At 41.8% G+C, this 20349-nt stretch carries 12 protein-coding genes and 1 pseudogene; 4 read left to right on the top strand and 9 right to left on the bottom strand.

The window, feature by feature from the left end:
- Nucleotides 1–141: 141 nt before the first annotated feature.
- The 4 genes from LPH68_RS22370 to leuS all read right to left on the bottom strand — a co-directional run bounded on the left by LPH68_RS22370 (nucleotide 142) and on the right by leuS (nucleotide 5510).
- A complete protein-coding gene (locus LPH68_RS22370; RefSeq protein ID WP_008641420.1) occupies nucleotides 142–984 on the bottom strand; it encodes an OmpA family protein in 843 nt (280 codons plus the stop codon).
- A gap of 31 nt (nucleotides 985–1015) precedes the next feature.
- On the bottom strand, nucleotides 1016–1597 hold the full coding sequence (locus LPH68_RS22375; protein WP_008775349.1) for a non-canonical purine NTP diphosphatase: 582 nt from the start codon (nucleotides 1595–1597) through the stop codon (nucleotides 1016–1018).
- Nucleotides 1598–1647: 50 nt separating this feature from the next.
- Nucleotides 1648–2565: a YitT family protein gene (locus LPH68_RS22380; protein WP_008775348.1), complete on the bottom strand. Its 918-nt coding sequence runs from the start codon at nucleotides 2563–2565 to the stop codon at nucleotides 1648–1650.
- A 110-nt stretch (nucleotides 2566–2675) separates the two neighbouring features.
- Nucleotides 2676–5510 (bottom strand): leucine--tRNA ligase, encoded by a 2835-nt coding sequence (gene leuS / locus LPH68_RS22385; protein ID WP_151923270.1) that lies wholly within the window; start codon nucleotides 5508–5510, stop codon nucleotides 2676–2678.
- A 735-nt stretch (nucleotides 5511–6245) separates the two neighbouring features.
- On the opposite strand from leuS, the gene LPH68_RS22390 reads away from it, so the two are divergent.
- The gene (locus LPH68_RS22390; protein ID WP_151923271.1) at nucleotides 6246–8816 is read left to right on the top strand and encodes a family 78 glycoside hydrolase catalytic domain; all 2571 of its coding nucleotides are present in this window, start codon (nucleotides 6246–6248) and stop codon (nucleotides 8814–8816) included.
- Nucleotides 8817–8949: 133 nt separating this feature from the next.
- Here the strand turns inward: LPH68_RS22390 and LPH68_RS22395 are convergent, their stop codons facing one another.
- Together LPH68_RS22395 and LPH68_RS22400 are read right to left on the bottom strand one after the other, a co-directional pair.
- Entirely contained in the window at nucleotides 8950–9867 is a 918-nt protein-coding gene (locus tag LPH68_RS22395) for a HEPN domain-containing protein (protein WP_032841899.1), read from the bottom strand.
- Nucleotides 9868–9883: 16 nt separating this feature from the next.
- On the bottom strand, nucleotides 9884–11635 hold the full coding sequence (locus LPH68_RS22400; RefSeq protein WP_149958840.1) for an AAA family ATPase: 1752 nt from the start codon (nucleotides 11633–11635) through the stop codon (nucleotides 9884–9886).
- Nucleotides 11636–11765: 130 nt separating this feature from the next.
- Between LPH68_RS22400 and LPH68_RS22405 the strand changes: the two genes are divergently transcribed.
- Both LPH68_RS22405 and LPH68_RS22410 read left to right on the top strand, forming a co-directional pair.
- Complete coding sequence (locus tag LPH68_RS22405; protein ID WP_004298693.1) at nucleotides 11766–12641, top strand: DMT family transporter; 876 nt, start codon at nucleotides 11766–11768, stop codon at nucleotides 12639–12641.
- Nucleotides 12642–12677: 36 nt separating this feature from the next.
- Entirely contained in the window at nucleotides 12678–13100 is a 423-nt protein-coding gene (locus LPH68_RS22410; protein ID WP_008023617.1) for a hypothetical protein, read from the top strand.
- A 186-nt stretch (nucleotides 13101–13286) separates the two neighbouring features.
- Here the strand turns inward: LPH68_RS22410 and LPH68_RS22415 are convergent.
- The 3 genes and pseudogenes from LPH68_RS22415 to LPH68_RS22425 form a co-directional block, all read right to left on the bottom strand.
- Nucleotides 13287–14419 (bottom strand): annotated as a pseudogene (locus tag LPH68_RS22415) (alkaline phosphatase).
- 13 nt (nucleotides 14420–14432) lie between these two features.
- Complete coding sequence (locus tag LPH68_RS22420; RefSeq protein ID WP_008641409.1) at nucleotides 14433–15536, bottom strand: metallophosphoesterase; 1104 nt, start codon at nucleotides 15534–15536, stop codon at nucleotides 14433–14435.
- Nucleotides 15537–15542: 6 nt separating this feature from the next.
- Nucleotides 15543–17801 (bottom strand): GH92 family glycosyl hydrolase, encoded by a 2259-nt coding sequence (locus tag LPH68_RS22425; protein WP_151923272.1) that lies wholly within the window; start codon nucleotides 17799–17801, stop codon nucleotides 15543–15545.
- A gap of 230 nt (nucleotides 17802–18031) precedes the next feature.
- Here LPH68_RS22425 and LPH68_RS22430 point away from each other — a divergent pair, with 230 nt between their 5' ends.
- On the top strand, nucleotides 18032–20275 hold the full coding sequence (locus LPH68_RS22430; RefSeq protein WP_230297154.1) for a SusC/RagA family TonB-linked outer membrane protein: 2244 nt from the start codon (nucleotides 18032–18034) through the stop codon (nucleotides 20273–20275).
- Nucleotides 20276–20349: the final 74 nt, after the last annotated feature.

The raw sequence follows: 20349 nt of genomic DNA on the forward strand, positions 1-20349 counted from the left end.
TCAAGAGAAAAGCTCACGTAAAGCAAAGCTTTTCTCTTGATTTTTTAGAAAGAGGAACATTTACTGAATATCCCTAAAAAAATCCTCCCAGTTTATTAACCGAGAGGATTTTTTATTGTTGATTATTGAATCAATTATTTTTTATTTGGATTCTTCCGAGCTTTGAAGCATCTGGAACAACTTATCCAGTTTCGGAGCCATGATAATCTCCGTACGGCGATTCTTGCTTCTTCCTTCTATTGTTTCGTTATCATCAACAGGCATATATTCACCGCGGCCGCTAGGCTGAATCTGCAAAGGATTTACATTGTAATTCTTGATGAGGATACGAACTACGGAAGTGGCACGGATCACACTCAAATCCCAGTTATCCTTGAATTGTACAGTATTGATCGGTTTGTTGTCCGTATGTCCTTCGATAAATACGTCGATGTCCGTCTGTTTGTTCAGTACTTCGGCCAGTTTGCCGAGAGCTTCCTCTCCACGTTTGTCCAGGCGGGCACTTCCTGACTGGAATAATAATTTGTCGGACATCGCTACATATACTTTTCCGTCTTTCTCGCGAACGGTCAGCTCGTCGGTGCTAAAACCAAGTAATGCGTCTTTTACATTACTCAAGAGATTTTGTACCTTATCATTCTGCGCCTTAATCATGTCCTGCAATTCATTGATCGTGCGTTCTCTTTCGTTCAGCTCATTTTTCTTTTGGCTCAACAGCGCATTCAGTTTTTCCTGTTCAGTCATGTTGACATTCAACATACTCTGATACTGGCGGATACTGTTCCCCATCTTGGTCGTATCACGCAAGAGGTTTTTGACTTGTGCCGATAGCTGGTTACCAACTTCGCGGGAGTTATTCAACAACCCTTGCAGACTGTCTTTGCTTGCGGTGGCTGCCATCTCTGCAAGCATGAACTTCTTTTTTGTTACACACGAAGTACACAATAGGAGCGTAAGTAAAGTAAATAAAGTAATTTTCTTCATTGTGTTTTATATTTTAAGTGGGTATGTATAATCAGCTTTGCAGAAACTCACAAAGTTTCTGTACAGCCAGTGCACGGTGGCTGATTTGGTTCTTGATATCATTTCCCAATTCGGCAAAAGTCCGGTCATAACCTTCAGGCATGAATACAGGATCGTAGCCAAATCCGGAATCACCACGTTTTTCTTTGATTATTTCGCCTTTTATCACTCCTTCAAAGAGATACTCCTTTCCGTCCAGTATCAACGAAATAGCGGTGCGAAATTGCGCTTTACGGTTTTCCTTTCCGTCCAGTTCGTGAAGAAGTTTGAGCATATTAGCCTGGGCGTCGTGTCCTTCACCTCCTGCATAGCGGGCGGAATAGACTCCGGGAGCTCCGTTCAAGGCTTCCACTTCCAATCCCGTATCATCGGCAAAACAATCCAGATGATAGTTTTTGTAGATATAGGAAGATTTTAATAACGCATTTCCTTCCAGTGTTTCAGCAGTTTCGGGAATATCCGCTTGGCAACCGATATCATTGAGACTTAATAATTCCACTTGATCTCCCAGGATAGCGGCCACTTCTTCCAGTTTATGAGCATTATTGGTAGCAAATACAAGTTTGCGTTTTATCATCTTATTTTTTGTTTTAACAGGGTTGTTCACTACTTATCAACCGGTTATTATTTCACTTTCAGCTTATCGAATCCTTCGCCATACACACCGATAACGGAACTTTGAGAGATAAAAGCATTCGGATCAATGCGTTTTACCAAACGGAAAATTTCGAGTGACTGACGTTTCTTGGCAAGTACTACCAACACTTTCACATTGGTTTTACTGTACCATCCCGTACCGTCGAGTACCGTTACTCCCCGGTCGGCGTCTTTAATGATACGGTCGGCTATTTCATCATATTTCTTGGAGAAGATGAAGAATTGAACCGATTGACGGGCACTGTTGATAATCCAGTCGAGCACAACACCAATAATAAACAGGGTGACAAAACCGAAAATAACCCGGCGCCAATCATGAAATATAAAGTAACAGGAGCTGATAATGAATACATCACAAATCATAATCATTCGCCCGAGTGATACATCTTTGTATTTATTGACGATGGCTGCGATAATATCTGTTCCACCCGTACTTCCATTGTAGTTGAAAGTGATACCGAGGCCTACACCGCACATGGCTGCACCAATAATACAGGCCATGAAATCCTGTCCTGTACCGAGCAACAGCGGCTTACCGTCCGGCGTCATATCCGGTGCTTCTACGTAATTGTTCACCACCAACTGGAATAACCAAAGCAGAAAAGTCAGCGTAAAAATAGCATAAGTCGTTTTTATACTGAATTTCGGACCCAATATCCGGATGGCAAACGTCATCAGAACTGCATTGATAATGAAGTATGACCACTGAATTGGAAATCCTGTTGCATAATAGATAATAGCTCCGATACCGGTAGTTCCTCCGGTAGTTATCTGATAAGGTAACAGGAATGCAGCCCATCCCAAAGAATAGCTTATCAATCCGAGAGTGATATAGATGTAATCTTTCACTTCTCTCATTATTTCCGCTTTTGTCAGTTTATGCATGGATTTTAAGTTCAAGTATTAAGTAATAAGTATTAACCTGACGGATATATTTGGAAAACGACTATGGATAATACTTATTACTTAATACTTATTGTTTTATACTTAATACTTTAAATTACAACGTTTACAATCTTTTTCGGAACGACAATGATCTTTTTCGGAGTCTTGCCATCAATCCACTTCTGTGAACGTTCGTCTGCCAATACTGCGGCTTGGATAGCGTCCGAAGCTTCATCTGCTGCAAATTCCATATTGAAACGTGCCTTTCCGTTGAAAGAGATGGTATAGTTGATAGTATCTTCTTTCAGATATTCTTCGTTGTATGCAGGCCATTGGGCGTCGCATACGGAAGTTTCGTGTCCCAATACATCCCACAACTCTTCGCAGACATGTGGAGCGAAAGGAGCGAGAGTGATAACGAGCTGTTCCAGAATCTCTTTTTTGCTACATTTCAGGTTGAAGAGTTCGTTTACGCAAATCATGAATGCGCTGATAGATGTATTGTAAGAGAACTGTTCAATATCACCTGTCACCTTCTTAATCAATTTATGAAGGCTTTTCAATTCTTCTTTCGTTGCAGGTTCGTCTGTCACCAGATATTCGTCTGTACGGCTGTAGAACAACGACCAGAATTTACGGATAAAACGGTGTACACCGTCGATTCCGTTTGTATCCCACGGTTTAGACTGTTCTACCGGGCCAAGGAACATTTCATACATACGAAGTGTATCCGCACCGTATTTCTCAACAATCATATCCGGATTGACTACATTGAACATAGATTTACTCATCTTTTCAACTGCCCATCCGCAAACATATTTTCCGTCTTCGAGGATAAATTCGGCTGTTTTATATTCAGGACGCCATGCTTTGAATGCTTCCAAATCCAAAACATCATTGGATACGATATTTACATCCACATGGATAGGAGTAACTTCGTACTGATCTTTCAGGTTCAGCGAAACGAAAGTATTGGTATCTTTGATACGATATACAAAGTTGCTGCGGCCTTGAATCATTCCTTGGTTTACTAACTTTTGGAAGGGTTCTTCCATTACAGACACACCCATGTCATACAGGAATTTATTCCAGAAACGAGAATAAATCAAGTGACCTGTTGCATGTTCGGTACCACCTACATATAGGTCTACATTTTTCCAGTACTGGTCAATTTTCGGATCAACTAATGCCTGATGGTTATGCGGGTCCATGTAGCGGAGATAGTAAGCCGAAGAACCGGCGAATCCCGGCATGGTGTTCAGTTCCAGCGGGAAGACGGTTACATGGTCGATCTTCTCATTTTCTACGACACATTTGTTTACTGTATTCCAAGCCCATTTAGTTGCGTGTCCCAATGGAGGCTCACCTGTTTCGGTAGGCAGGAATTTAGCGACTTCCGGAAGTTCCAGCGGCAGGCTGGCTTCGTCAATTATATAGGGCATTCCGTCTTTGTAGTAAACAGGGAACGGCTCACCCCAGTAACGTTGGCGAGAGAAAATAGCGTCACGCAGACGGTAGTTCACTTTCACACGACCCAGATTGTGCTCTTTTACATATTTCTTGGTTGTCTCTATCGCTTCTTTGATGGTCAGTCCGTTCAATGAAAGATCACAGTAAGGAGTGACATCAAGACGCGGAGAGTTGCAAACAATGCCTTCTTTTGCATCGAAACTTTCTTCGCTTACATCACAGCCTTCTACCAACGGACGGATTTCTAATCCGAAATGTTTGGCAAATGCGTAGTCGCGGCTATCATGAGCAGGTACAGCCATAATAGCTCCTGTTCCGTATCCGGCCAGTACGTAATCGCTGATCCATACGGGTACTGCTTCACCTGTGAACGGATTGATAGCATACGAACCGCTGAATACACCGGTAACACTACGGTCGGCGATGCGTTCACGTTCCGTACGTTTTTTGGTACGGTCGAGGTAAGCGTCTACTTCTGCTTTTTGTTCAGGAGTCGTTAATTGTACCACCAATTCACTTTCCGGAGCTAATACCATAAAGGTAACACCGAACATGGTATCTGCACGAGTGGTGAAAATTGTGAATTCGAGATCACTGTCTTTTACTTTGAATTGCACTTCAGCACCTTCCGAACGTCCGATCCAGTTTCTTTGGGTTTCTTTCAGAGAATCTGTCCATTCGATCGTGTCCAATCCATCAAGCAAGCGTTGTGCATACGCAGATACACGCAAACACCATTGGCGCATTTTCTTCTGGATAACAGGAAAACCGCCACGTTCGCTGACTCCGTCTACTACCTCGTCGTTAGCCAGTACAGTTCCTAACTCGGCACACCAGTTTACCATCGTTTCGCCCAGATAAGCGATGCGGTAGTTCATCAGGATTTCTTGCTTTTCTTTTTCGCTTTTGGCGTTCCACTCTTCGGCAGTAAAGCTGATATCTTCGCTGCAAGCGGCATTGAGTCCTTCGTTTCCGTAGATGGCGAAGGCTTTTTCCAGTTCTTCGATAGGACGGGCTTCCTGTTCATCGTTACAATAATAGCTGTTGAACATTTTTTGGAAGGCCCATTGGGTCCAATGATAATATTCCGGGTCGCAAGTACGGATTTCACGGTTCCAGTCGAAAGAGAAACCTATTTTGTCCAACTGCTCGCGGTAGCGGTTGATATTGTTGACGGTAGTGATAGCAGGATGCTGTCCGGTCTGGATAGCATATTGTTCTGCCGGCAAACCGTAAGCGTCATATCCCATTGGGTTGAGTACATTGAAGCCCTGCAGTCGTTTGTAACGGGCGTAAATATCCGAAGCAATGTATCCCAGCGGATGACCTACGTGTAGACCAGCTCCTGATGGGTAAGGAAACATGTTTAGTACATAAAATTTTTGCTTCGAATCATCTTCCGTAACTTGGTAGGTTTTTTCTTCTACCCACCTTTTCTGCCACTTCTTTTCAATTTCTCTGAAATTGTACTCCATAGTGATAAAGTTTTTATTTATAGTGATTTATACTGTTATTTCTAATTCGAGGCACAAATTTACGTGTTTATTTTCAGATAACCACGCTTTCCCTATTGACTTTCTTCTTTTTATTTTGTATATTTGAGGTCAATAATAATAAAGAAATAACAATGAAATATATAAATTTTATTACATAAAGTTCAATAGGTTAATATGCGAATTGCATAACGAGGATAACGAATGGGCAAGAAACTGTGAAGGTTCTTGCCCATTTTTGTTGCAATAATTCTATTTTAGGTATTGAAAGTGTCAAAAAAGAGTTTATAATAAACTTGGATACCGTTTATAATAAACCTCTTCGTTATTTATTAAAAACTTGAATAGAGTTTATTCGATTTCGGGACTTTCGTGTAAAGAAGAAAGAATGATTGCAATGAATAACCGGCATCTTCTTTTCTTCTTTAATAAATAATTTATACAATATACAGAATGAGTGTATTGGTTATATTATTTTACAATATATCATTGTTTTGCTCGATAATCGATCACTCAATGTACAAAGCTCCTGTCGTCTGTTCAATCAGATTGGACTTATGAGTCAGTTCCGGATTGAATAGAAACCATCATTGAGTCAAAAAAAATGCAGAAATCGTCTGTCATATCATATAATTCTGTAATTTTGTTGTGCAAGCCCTGTAAAACTAAAACAGCATTTCCAAGTTAATCTTTTAATACTAAAAAATACATATAAGTATGAAAATGAATCTTCATTGTTTTGCGAATCTTATCCCGATAATGATTCTCGCGCTTTTCTCGAATAGCGGACTGATAAACGCAACCGAAGTCGGAAAACGTACTGACGCATTGGAAGCATCAGCCTGGAACGAATCCAAATGGATTTCAGCAGTAGATGCCCCTGTAGTGAAAGGACATAACGACGATCGCGCAGCCGATGGCGCGAGTTGGTTCGTGTCCACCGTGAAAAATGAACAGAAAATTGTCTCCGCCAAGTGGATGACCGCTGGACTGGGAGTTTACGAGTTGTATGTGAATGGGAAACCCGTAGGCGAGGAATTTCTGAAACCGGGCTTCACACACTATGCCAAGACCAAACGTTCTTTCACTTATGATATTACAGACATCATCCGTACCAAGCTAAACGCCGAGAACATGCTTTCCGTACAGGTAACGCCGGGATGGTGGGGTGACAAAATCATAACTCCCGGAGGATATGACGGCATGATAGGCAAGAAATGTGCCTTCCGTGGTGTACTGGAACTAACTTTTTCTGACGGAAGTAAGAAGCGTTACGGTACTGATCTTAAAAATTGGAAAGCCGGAATTGCCGGCCCAGTGAAACATGCTGGTATCTTTGACGGAGAAGAGTATGATGCACGCGAGCCGATGGGCTACGAATGCGTGGAGAAACTCTCCACGCCCGAAGAGAACACCGAATTCTCTGGCGATATCCTGCCTTCGGATGGAGCGGAAGTTTATCTGCGTACTGATCTCGCACTTGCTCCTGTCAAAGCATACATTTGGAAGAATGTAGAAGGAGCAAAGGAGAATGAGTTCGGTAAGGTAATTATCGCCCGTGAGTTCGCATCGGGTACGGAAATGACCGTAAGTCCGGGAGAGACGTTAGTGGTGGACTTCGGACAAAATTGTGCCGGCGTACCTTCTTTCGTATTCAAAGCCGCCGAGGGAACGGTGCTGACCTGCCTTCCTGCAGAGCTGCTCAATGATGGCAACGGTGCCAAGATTCGTGGCATGGACGGTCCGGAAGGAAGCTGCCATCGCGAAAACCTGCGCATCCCCCACACCGGCATCCGTCTGGATTACACCTTTGCTGGCGGAGATAACTATGTGGCCTATTATCCTCACTGCACCTTCTTCGGTTACCGCTATGTCTCCATAACTGCCACCGGGAATGTTGCCATCAAGTCGTTGAAGTCCATCCCCGTTACTTCCATCGCAAAGGAACTGGAGACCGGCACTATCACCACAGGCAACGACCTTGTGAACAAGCTCATCTCCAACACTTATTGGGGACAGCTATCCAACTACCTGTCCATACCCACCGACTGTCCGCAACGCGACGAGCGTCTGGGCTGGACAGCAGACACACAAGTGTTTGCAGAAACCGGTACGTTCTTTGCTAACACCATGAAGTTTTTCCATAAGTGGATGCGTGACATGCGCGACACTCAAAACAGTTTGGGCGGATTCCCCGGAGTGGCTCCCTTGGCACAATACGGTGATGAGAAAATGCGTTTGGGTTGGGCCGATGCCGGAATCATCGTGCCCTGGACGGTATGGAAGCAATTCGGTGACACGCAAATTATTGAGGAGAGCTGGAACGCCATGGACCTGTTTATGAACCACATCAACGACACCAAGTATAACCACGAGACTCTCTGCGGTGAGAATGGCAACTACCAATGGGCCGACTGGTTGAGCTACGAACCGCTGGAAAGTTGTAGCGGACTGGCTTTCTCTCCCCAAGGTCCGCTTCCTGAAGCCGTCAGCTATTGGAACTATTTGAGCGCTTCCTACTGGGTGATAGATGCTTTCATGATGCGAGATATGGCTGCCGCCACCGGTCGCGATGCCGCCAAGTACCAGCAAATGGCCGATTCGGCAAAGGCATACATCAAAGAGAATTTCCTCAATGAGGACGGTACTTTCAAAACCGCCATCCTCAACACTATGCAAACTCCTGCCTTGTTCGCCTTGAAAAACCAGCTTTTGGAAGGCGAACCCAAAGCGAAGATGATAGACCGCCTGCGTGAAAACTTCGCACAACACGATCTTTGTTTGCAGACCGGGTTTCTGGGTACATCCATCCTCATGGCTACCCTCACGGAGAATGGTATGGAAGACATTGCCTATGAACTACTCTTTCAACGTAAGAACCCAAGCTGGCTGTATTCTGTGGACAATGGAGCCACCACCATTTGGGAACGGTGGAACAGCTATATGATAGACAAAGGAATGGGACCACGCGGCATGAACAGCTTCAATCATTATGCCTACGGATGCGTATGTGAATGGATTTGGGAAACTGTTGCCGGCATCGCAGCTGATCTTGCCACCCCCGGCTTCAAACATATCATTATGAAGCCCATTCCAGACAAGCGATTGGGACACGTAACTGCCGAATACCGTTCCGCCGCCGGACTCATCAAGAGTGCCTGGAAATACGAAGGAGATACCTGGATTTGGGAATTCACCATTCCTAAGGGTGTTACCGCTACCGTAACCCTTCCCGGAGAGATGAAGTCAAAGGAGTATGGAAGTGGAACTTACAAGGTGACTAAATAAAGTATGTAATTGCGATAGTTTCTCATGTAGAAATTGATATTAAGGAGATGTGTAGAAACTCTCTTTTTAACGTGATTACCCTCATTACAGCTATCTGTGATGAGGGTAATTATTCATTTTTACAATATACGGTTTATATCTTCTCTTTCTCTTCTTTTTCTATCATCTCATCGTAATACGCCATGCGTGCGGCACATTCCCGAATAGTTACTTCGCGGAGCACCTCTGTTCGTGCCAGCATATACTCGTATTGCTCTTTGCTAACGGTGAACAGTCGATTATATCGGGCTTCGATATATGCTCTGCATAATTTATCAAATGCTTTATTATCTTCGAAAGTATGAGTTGGAAACACATTTGCGAATTCTCGTGAACAGCTCCTGACCATTGCTCCCAGCACTTTCAATTCATGAGATTTAGGGCGAATGCCGCTATACACGAGCGTAAACGTTTTGTAGTAACGTTCGCAGGCTTGATGTAATTCAAATGAACCTAGTTTATAATTCTCTTCTTCTTTATCCAAATGTCCATGTCTTAAGAATCCTTCTGCTAAAGGAAAACATTCTGCATATTCTTCCTCTGCATATTGCTTAATCTCCCGATACGGTAATTTCTCTGGTTTGCCAATCTGAAACGTGCCGTCGTTATACAACAGAATACCGTCTTTTATAATCTCATAGAAGAAATAATGCTTCCTTCTTATAGCTCGATTAATGGTCGTCGGGTTTTCTACAATAATACTAGGCGGTGCCGGATGCCGCTTTCCTTCCATTCTTGTATCATATTTAGGAACGATCACCTCGCGCGCATGCCTCTCTGCTTTATTTGCGTCTCTCGTATCACATATCACCAGAATATCCAAATCACTTTGGTAGTAAGTAGTCCCTCCACGTTCGTCGTATGTTTCATCCCAAATGACATATTTTCCCCGTGCATAACTTCCATACAAGATAATCATACGCACATTCGTAAGATTCGACAATATCAATTCTTGCAACACTGCCAACTCTTCTTGCGTGCGTTTGGGCAAACGTTTTATTGATCTTTTCATATTGTTAGCCTATCTGTTAAACCTCTTCACATATCGGCATATCCATTCCTTTGTATACAACCACAATCTTATGAAGCTGTGTAGTGCCGACTGCTCTCTTTACCGTATCAGTGTCAGCATAACGATTCGCTTGGTCAATAGCTTCCAGTCGTAGTTCTTCCACGCGGCTTTCGGGATCTTTATACTTGGCATACTTCAGTTCTACAATATAGCTGTGCTTCATGTCGGAATAGATATCCAGTAGCGGACAGAGGAAAATATCGACATAACCTGCCTGTGTGTCCTGTTCGGAAATGGGACGGTAGAAACGGTTTTGTGCCGTCATGGCAAGCGTAAAGCCGTGGACAAAAAATTCACCTTTCTGCTTGTCGCGCTGGGAAGTGTAGTGTTTCAGGCAGTCAGCAATATAACCGAAATAGGCTTTCCAATCGCCATCGTAGGCAAGAGCACTGGCAAGTTCGTTTTTTTCGTAACTACTGAAATTGAGTTCGGCTTCGTTATAGGTACTTAGCAGATAAGTGTAGATTTGTTCGCGGACTACCTGATTAGGGATGGTGAGTTTGGTCTTTCCTTTATACGTGCCGCTAATGGTGAGCATACCGAAATAGTAGAGCAGGCTCACAAAGTTGTCGGGGTTGGTAATATTGACGGCAGGAAAACCTTTTTTCAGTTCTCCGGTGACATAGCCTTCGCTCACCAATGTTTGTATGATGGAGGCATCATGAGCAAACTCTTTGTCCTTCCGGATGAGCATACGCAATTTTTCGTAATCGATACGGATATTGTCTTCTACCATATCCCGGGGGGCTTTGCCTCGTTGAATATAATTCTTGACGAAGTAGAGCACCATATTTGAGTTGTACATGGTGGTTTCGCCATAACATTCTTCCGCAAAGCAGTAGTTGTCATACCAGGGTTTCATTATTTCTATCAATTCGTCCACACTGTGGTTGAATGGACTGGTGGTAGAATAGTAAGTGAGCATTTGGCGCACTTCTTCTTCCGTGAAACCTATCATCTCGTTGAATTCCGGCGTGAGCGAGTAGTTGGTTCCGATGTTGAAACCGCTTGTGAGGTCGTCCATTGTCACGGGGCTTACACCGGTAATGAAACAACGCTCGATACTGGAATAAGTTCCAGCTTTAATTTTATTGAAGAAGGCGCGCAGATAACCTTCGCCATGTGTTTCGTCCGTATAGCGGTGCAGGCTTTCTATATCCGAGAGGATGGCATTGGTGAAATGGTCGTATTCGTCAATAAAAAGGTAAATACGTTGGTTGGTCTTATTACATTCTGTGAATAGGTATTCAAATTGTTCGACAGCTCCTTCTTTTTTGTCGAGTTCTTCCTTGATGCCTTTGGGGAGATAGTCGGCGTAAATATCACAGAAATAGTCGAACATTGTTTGGCAATGCGCATCCAGTCCTTTGCGATAGTTGTGTAGTTCGCCTACTATTCCGGAGAAGTTGAGGTATAGTACCAGATAGCTGTTCCGATCGCGCGTAGGGTGCTTTCCGATGTAAAGGTCGCCAAACAGGGCATCGAACTTATCCTTGGCAAGTATATCATAATAGTGCTGCAACATATTTACTGTGAGGCTTTTGCCGAAACGGCGCGGACGAATAAAGAAGAAAAACTTGTCCGCCTCTTCTATCATGGGTATAAACCGGGTTTTGTCTACATAATAACAGTCGTCGCGGCGGATTACTGCAAAGTTCATCATGCCGTATGGGATACGTTTCCTGTCCGGTGCTATATATTTTTCCATAACTTATACCTTATTTTAGGAACTTTCTTTGAACATAAACAAAGGTACGGGCTTTTTGTTACTTCTCCAAACAAACATTCCATAACTTCTCGCTATCTTTGCACTCTATTAAACAAACATCACCACCATTATGGAATTGAAGCATGGATATTACCATCTGATTGCGATACTTGTAGTTGCTATCTGGGGATTGACTTTCATATCAACCAAAGTATTGATTAATCACGGACTGACCCCACAGGAGATATTCTTCTATCGTTTTCTTATTGCTTATCTGGGCATTTGGGTGATTTCCCCCAAACGTCTGTTTACGAGTAACTGGAAAGACGAACTTTGGTTGATGGCAGGAGGTTTCTTCGGTGGTTCACTCTATTTCTTTACAGAGAATACAGCTTTGGGAATTACGCAAGCATCCAATGTCGCTTTCATCATTTGCACAGCTCCCTTGCTTACTACCATTCTTTCCCTTCTCTTTTATAAGAGTGAAAAAGCCACCAAAGGTTTGATTTATGGTTCCATATTAGCTTTAATCGGGGTGGGACTGGTGGTCTTCAACGGTAGTTTTGTACTCAAATTATCTCCGGTAGGGGATTTGCTCACTTTACTTGCCGCCCTGTCGTGGGCATTTTATAGTTTGGTGATAAAGAAAATGACAGGGCGTTACCCCACTGTATTTATCACCCGCAAAATATTCTTTTATGGAGTATTGACCATACTTCCCGCCTTTCTTCTTCATCCGCTGCAACCGGATTTCGATGTACTTTTAAAACCGGTTGTATTATCCAATCTCTTATTTCTGGCCGTCCTGGCATCCTTGGTTTGTTATGTCCTTTGGAATGTGGTATTGAAACAGTTGGGAACCGTTAGAGCCTCCAATTATATCTATCTCAATCCGTTGGTGACTATGGTAGCTTCGGTTATCATTCTCCACGAAAAAATCACGTGGATTACATTATTGGGAGCAGGTTGCATTATTTTTGGAGTCTATCAGGCAGAAAAGAAATAAATAGGTAAAAACACATAAGAAATAACAAATACAAGAATGACAAAAAGAAAAAAGAAACGCATCAGCGAAAAGATGCGGAGATACAATCTCAGCTTACAGCGTCCCCAAGAGGAATTCCGTCGGCGTGTGATAGAGTGGGAGAGAATGAGGAAAGAAAGGGAACCGGAAGAAAGGAGGAAAGAACGGCGGAGAAAATGGAAGAAATGGCTTGGATTAGCCGATTTTACTGAATATGACGGTCCGTTTCCCATTTTTATATGTGCAGTATTCTTTTTAGTGATTTTTTTAAGTGGAATAAGTTTATGTGTTTTAGGATTGTTCAAGGATCCATATAAAATTCAAATAATGCCCATCTTGCAAGGTCTACTTTTAACCATTTGGGGTGCGAGGGCTTTGATCATCTTTTATCCTATTCTAAAAGTAGTCATAATCGCTTTATTTAAAGATAGAAAAAAGTAGGGGTATTCTCAAAATAAAGAAATACGGCAATTGCTTCATTGCGAATTACATGGATTACTTTGATGGGGCAGCTTGTATTATAATTGGGTGTTTATCTGGCAGAAAAGAAATAAGAAAGAATTTTTTCTATATGCAAAGAAGAAATTCTTTCTTATTTCAGTTTGAATGACAGATCTGTTTTATATCTTATTTAGCGAGTAATTGGAGAATTTTATTACTAACATCGCTGTTTTCCTGAACACCACCAAAAAGCTTGGATTGTGGACCGTATGCAAACAGTGGAACCATGATTGGTGTATGTCCTTTAGATACAAACATTGCTTTCATTTTGCCTTCTTTTATGTTTCCGTCACGTAAAGCTAATGCTCCGGTTTCATGATCAGCTGAAATAATCACTAATGTATTTCCATCTTTTTCTGCAAATCTGATAGCAGCTTCTACCGCCTTGTCAAAGTCCAATACTTCACGGACAACTGCCGAATAATCATTGTTGTGCGCACTTTTATCTATTCGGGCACCTTCTACCATTAAGAAGAAACCGTTAGTACTCCTGCTCGAAAGATAGTCAATAGCCATTTGGGTGGTAGACGGAAGGAAATCTCCCCGGTTTTCGTTTACAGAAGCCGTTTTGCTCTTTGTGGGTAAATATCCTAGTTTTTTAGATTTCTTGATGGCTTTGTCATTCGGTTCTTCTATGATGGTAAACTCTTTTTTGATTTCCTTTTGAACGTTTGGTGCTTGTTTTTCAAATAGTTCATAACTACCGGCAGAAAAGAATGTCAGCTTACTGTTAGGAAGATCTGCCCATATTTCTTTAGACATTCCACGTTCCGGTTGGTGAGCAAAGAAAGCAGCAGGAGTAGCTCCGTCGAGATTGTCAGTGGTAACGATTCCTGAAATGTAGCCATAGCCGGATAACTTCTCCGGTAAGTTGGGAATAACTTGGTTATTTTCATCCATTCCGAGTGCTCCGTTTTTAGTTTTTTTTCCGGTTGAGTAAGCAGTTCCGGAAGCAGCTGAATCTGTTGTAAACTTGTTGGCGGATTGCGTTCTGACGAAACCGCATGTTTTTAAATTAGTGATAGTAAGCTGTCCTTGATTGGCATACATTCCTGAACAGATATGTGCCAGTCCCATGCCGTCACCTATCATTAAGATGACATTCTTCACCGGTTTGTCGGTAGCATCCATGTCAAATGAAGGAACATACGAACTTTGTGGATTTTCGTTCTTAAAATCTCCTTTGACGATTTCTTGTGCTGATAGATTATAGCAAAAGAATAAGGAGAAAATAAATAAGCTTTAAATTTTACATTCATGGCTAATATGTTTTTAATTAGAAGTAAGTAATTCGGATATGTTGACTGTATCGTATGGCTTTTCTCCAAATGCGGCATAATATTCTAATTGCATCTTGTTGTTTTCTTTGTCAATAGAAAGGATGCCGTAGCCCGGTAAATCCATTTGTTTGAAAAAACGGATATGGGGAGTTTCTTTATCAATCCATTCCATACGCTGTTGTAGAGTAGAAGGTTGCCATTGTGGGTGTGCCGTTACAAATTCAGGACCATAGTCTGCAACTACATTTTTCGGAACCAGCATATTTTTATCTTTGATGACACTGTTGACGAGAATCTGGACGATAGGTCCCCAAGGAGTGTCCCGACAGACAACGGAGTATAGATGCAGATGTGCACAGAGCACGATTGCTTGTTGACTGGCAATGATTTGCAGCAATTGTTCCCTCTTGGCATTATCTTGTCGGAATACATGCCAGCATCTTTCGTTTACCGGAATCACAGGCTCGTGTAACATGACAAACTTGTAAGTTGCCTTCGAGCCGGCTAATGACTTTTCTAATTGTTGTAGCCCTTCCGGATTCCGATCCCATGGATCATAACACACAAATAATACATCATCAAGAGTAGTAGTGTAATTGGCTGACTGTAAGGATGGATGTCCTGCCAACCTTGCCATATTGGGTAAGTATACTTTTTCAAAAGCTTCTTTAGCCCCTGGGCCTGTGATATCATGATTACCTTTAGTCATAATGAAAGGTACTTTCAGATTCATTTTGTTGACAGCTTTAAAGGCACTGTTAGCCATCTGTATTGCTTTTTGTGGAGAACCGGCCAATCCTTCTGACAAGTCCCCCATTTGCAGAACGGCTTTTATTGACGGCTGGTGTTTTTGAACTTGCCCGCTGATTATCCGGGAGAATTCCGGCCATGTATTTTTCGTGAATACTGAATATTCTTTGGTAACTTGGCGCAGATCATCCGGTTTGGTGGATAACCATTCCATATCGTGATCTTCCAATAAATCATAGTGTATATCTCCCAACAAGAGAAATGAAACTTCTTTTTCATTTTGCTCTTGGGAGTATGATTGCAGAGAAGTCAAAAGCGATAAAAGGACAAATAATATTTTATTCATATTCTGTTACTTATTTATTTCAAAAGAAGGGGGGACACTGTCTGCCGCCCAATTCTTATTGGGAGTGTTTCCCATTGTAAATTCCAGTTTGCCGCCATTCATCAGTTCTTTATGTTCGAACCAGGATTGGGTCCAATCTTTGCCATTTAATTTGGCTGATTGGATATATTTATTTGTCGGCGAATAGTTGTGCGCAATGACCTCGAATGATTTTCCGGCTCCTGTTTCAATAACTGCTCTTTCGAACATAGGAGTTCCGATGACATAAATAGGCAAACCAGGAGTAATAGGATAGAAACCTAGCATAGAGAAGACTACAAATGCTGACATTCCTCCGCCATCTTCGTCGCCCGGGAGTCCCATCAGGTCATTTCTAAACCATTCATCGAGCAATGTCCTTACTCTTTTTTGAGTTCTCCAGGGCTCTCCTATATAGTTGTACAGATAAGGAATGTGCATACTGGGTTCGTTAGCCATTGAAAATTGACCTACATTACCCGTATGATCCGGTAATTGCGCATAAAATACATATTTGGCTTCGCCCAATGGGGTGTTATACATCGTTTCAAGATTATTTCTGAATGCTTCTTTCCCTCCCATCAGTTCAATTAAATCAGCAATATTATGGGGAACATCCCATCGGTATATCCAACCGTTATTCTCGCCGTATGCTTCACGAGCACCTAATCCACCGGCAGTGGCATAATCAAAGGGTTCTATGAATTCGCCTTTTGCATTTTTGGGATGGAAGAATTTTGTTTCAGGATTGAAAATATTCCGATAGTTTTTACTCCCTTGTAGAAAGTAGTTATAGTCTTTCTCATACCCAAGTTGTTTGGCTATTTGTGCCAGACACCATTCATCGTAAGACGTACCTAGAGTGACGGCTACTGGTTGGCGTTTTTCAAATGGGTGTACTTCGTCAGCTGTTTCTTGTTCTCCCGGTGCCAATGCCGGTAAATATCCGTTTTCCCAATAAAATTTTGTGATTTCACCTCCCTTTATGCCTGACCACGGGGCTAACGTTTTTTCTGTAATACCAAGTTTGCAGGCTTCGTAAGCAGCTGATAAATCAAAGTTACGGATTCCTTTTATATATGAATCAATAACAGTGGCTACACCGTGATTGGAATTCATTCTACGGCTGTCTCCCGTCACTTCAGGAAATGTAGGCATCCAGTTATGTTCCATTTGCTGTGCCATTCTGATAAAAGACTGAATCATGTCAGCTTCCATTTGTGGTTCGATGATGACACGTAAGGGGTGGACTGCTCTATACGTGTCCCAAATCCAATCGTCGGTATAAAATGGGACAGAATCTTTGTGGATACTATTGTCGAAAGCACTGTAATAGCGGTTGTCTTCCGAAAGGCAAATCATCCGTTCGTAAGTCCGGTAGAGGGAAGTATAAAATATTGCTTTTGCATTTTCGTCTATTCCTTCCACTTTGATTTTACTTAATGTTTGGTTCCAGATGTTTTTGGCAATGTTCATTTGGTTTTCCACATCATAATCTTTTATTTCCCGCTGTAGGTTGGCTTTTGCTTGCTTTTCATCAATGAAGGAAATGCCGTAGCGAACTTTGATTGTTTTTATATCTGTTGAATATAAGAGAGCGATACCCACGTTCTTGCCTTTTATGGCAGTGTGGCTGTGATTTATTTCTTCTTTGCTGACAGTCATCGTTTTTTCCGGCAGTGCGGAAGTCTCCATATAAACATATACTTTGGTTTGATGATCTATGTTCTGATAACCGGAAATGGTATTCTCCGTAGTTTTAAGCTCACCATTGGTAGTACTAAGTATTAAATATGGAGCATCGTTTTTCCGGAAACTTAGTTCATAGATTCCTGCCTGGTGAGAGGGAGCGAATTTAGTGGAAACCTCTTCTTCTTCAAAATAGGAAGAATAGGAATAGGGTTTTATCACTTCATTATCATAACAATAGTAATATACCGGTTGTAATCCGCTCTCTGCTCCCTGATAGAAAGACAGGCTGAATGCAGACTTTCCCCGATGTGAGGTGACAATGACCGGTAAGCCTTTTATTTTATCAGAGGTGTAATCTGCTCTTTCCGGATAGATGCGGAGCATACTATTGGGAAGATGGACAGTTGGGTAAGTAGGAACTAACAAATGGCTGATATTCCCCATATAAGGATTTACATAGTCAACCGGAGTTAACACTACCTCTTGCTTGTTGCTGCATCCATTGACGATTAAAATCATTAACAGTACTAACGGAATGAATTTTCTCTTGTACATAAACAGATTTTTTTATTTTTCGATGGTTTTAATTAGATTTGCTGTAAATATAGGATGGTTTGATTAATGAAAACTTAATGTAACCTTAAAATCTATCTTCTACAAATATTTTTTTGTAAAGTCCCGTCATTAAGAGAATATTAATCTAATATTAATCACAATAAAATATCTTTGGTTCATCTTTAATGCATTAATCAATACTGTATTCTTTAATTTAATAATTAAGTATTATGAAAAACTACTTCCTATTCTTATTCTTTTTAGTAATAAGTGTATTGGGTTATGCGCAAGGAAAGCGTATAACGGGTAAAGTGACAGATGCTGCGGATGGAATGCCTATCATAGGAGCTACGGTGGTAGCTGTTGATCCGGATGGTAAGACGAACGCTAAATCGGTAGGTACAATTACCGATATAAATGGTATGTTTACACTTAATGTGCCTAATGGATGTCAAGAATTGAAATTTTCGTATGTCGGAATGGAGACGAAAACGGCTAAAATTACCGGTTTGACTCATATCAATGTATCTTTGGCCAGCACGGCGAAGGCTCTTGATGAAGTGGTTGTTACCGCTCTCGGAGTGACGCGTGAAGCTAAGAGTCTTAATTATTCACGGCAGAGTGTAAATGCGGAAGCTTTGGCAGAAAATAGTAGTGGCAATCTGATATCTTCTCTTTCCGGTAAGGTGGCGGGGGTTACCATTACTCCTCCGGGAACGAGCAATGGTAGTGCGCGCATTGTCATTCGCGGAACAAGCTCACTGACTGAAAACTCACAGCCCGTATTCGTGATTGATGGTATGATTATTGAAAACGAACCGGGTGATACAAGTGTGACCGTTGATGGTGGTACAGGTTCTACCGACCTTGGTAATCCGGTAGCGGATATCAATCCGGATGATATTGAAAGCATTGAAATCCTGAAGGGACCGAATGCAGCTGCACTTTATGGTTCGCGTGCAGCACAGGGGGTTGTATTGGTGACAACTAAACGTTCGAGCACATTCGAAAAAACAAAAGTATCTTATAGCGGAAATTTTCAATTTGAAAAAGTGAACCAGTTTTTAGATTATCAGAATGGTTGGGGAACAGGAGAGAACTCTTATTTGCTTGACCATAAACTGACACTTCAACCTAATGGTAACAGGTTGCAAACAGATTTACCGGATTTCAGTGGTTATAATTCTTCTGCAGGAGCTAAATTGCGTAGCTGGGGAGCACCTTTGTGGGATCAGGTTATCTATGGACATGACGGTGTACTTACTACTCATTCTTCACATCCGGACAATGTGAAGGATTTCTACGAAACCGCCCATCGGTACACGCATACATTGGCTGTGGAAGGTGGTTCGAAAAAGAATAATTATCGCGTATCGTATACGAGAAGTAAGGGTAATAGTGTAGTACACGGTATCAATGAAAGCTTTAAAGATATATTCAATCTCCGGTTGATGAATACGATTACCAAATGGATGACTTTAGATTCTAAAATGACTTACTCACATGAAAAGGTAGACAACCGTCAATATATGAATGGTTCGGATAAGAATCCTATATATGCGTTTGTTACTCTTCCCCGTTCGCTTTCTATTGATGTATTGAAACATTATAAGGATGAAAATGGAAATGAAATGATTCCGATTGGTGAACGTGGTTATAATCCGTATTGGAATATTTATGAAAACACGAACTCTGACACGCGTGACAGGGTGAGCGGATCGATGAATCTGGAAGTAAAATTACTTCCGGGCTTGAAGGCGGTAGGTAAAGCCGGACTGGATGCTTATTGGTGGAAAGGAATGGAGTTTTTTAATCTGGGTGCACGTAGTGATGTGGACGGTGGTATGAAGAACTGGATCAATAACAGTACTTCTACTAACTTTGAAGCTTTATTGATGTATAATAAAACATTTCATAAAATATCAGTCAATGCCATTGCCGGTATTAGCCGATATGAACGCAACTCGGAGAAAAGAACGGAAAGCGTGAATAGCATATTGGTTCCTGATTTCAAGAATATTTCTAACTCGAATGAGTATCCTAGTGCCACTCAACTGCAATCTAAGAAGATAATCCGTTCTGCTTATGGCTCGGTGTCATTAGGTTACAATAGTTATGTTTATTTAGATGTAACGGCCCGCAATGACTGGTCGTCTACTTTACCACTGGATAATTGCTCTTATTTTTATCCTTCTTTTGGTGCTACGTTTATTTTTACCGATGCATTTAAGATCAAATCACCTATCTTGTCGTTCGGTAAGATTCGTGCTTCTTTTGCTTATGCCGGTTCTGACACAGATCCATATCGGATTAATCAAACCTATAAGTTGGGTAGCATTTATAATGGTTCACCTTTGCAAACCATTAGTACAACTTTAAATAATGATCAACTTTTGCCGGAACGTAACCGTTCTTTGGAACTTGGGGCTGATCTCCGCTTTTTTCATAATCGTTTGGGTGTAGATGTAACTTAACGTGAGTTCGAAATAAAATCAAAAAATAGCAAGTTGTCCGTCATTGACAAAATTTAGGTCAATGGCGGGCTTCT

The organism is Bacteroides sp. 1_1_30 (assembly GCF_020982715.1).
GTDB classification, from domain to species: Bacteria; Bacteroidota; Bacteroidia; order Bacteroidales; family Bacteroidaceae; genus Bacteroides; species Bacteroides xylanisolvens.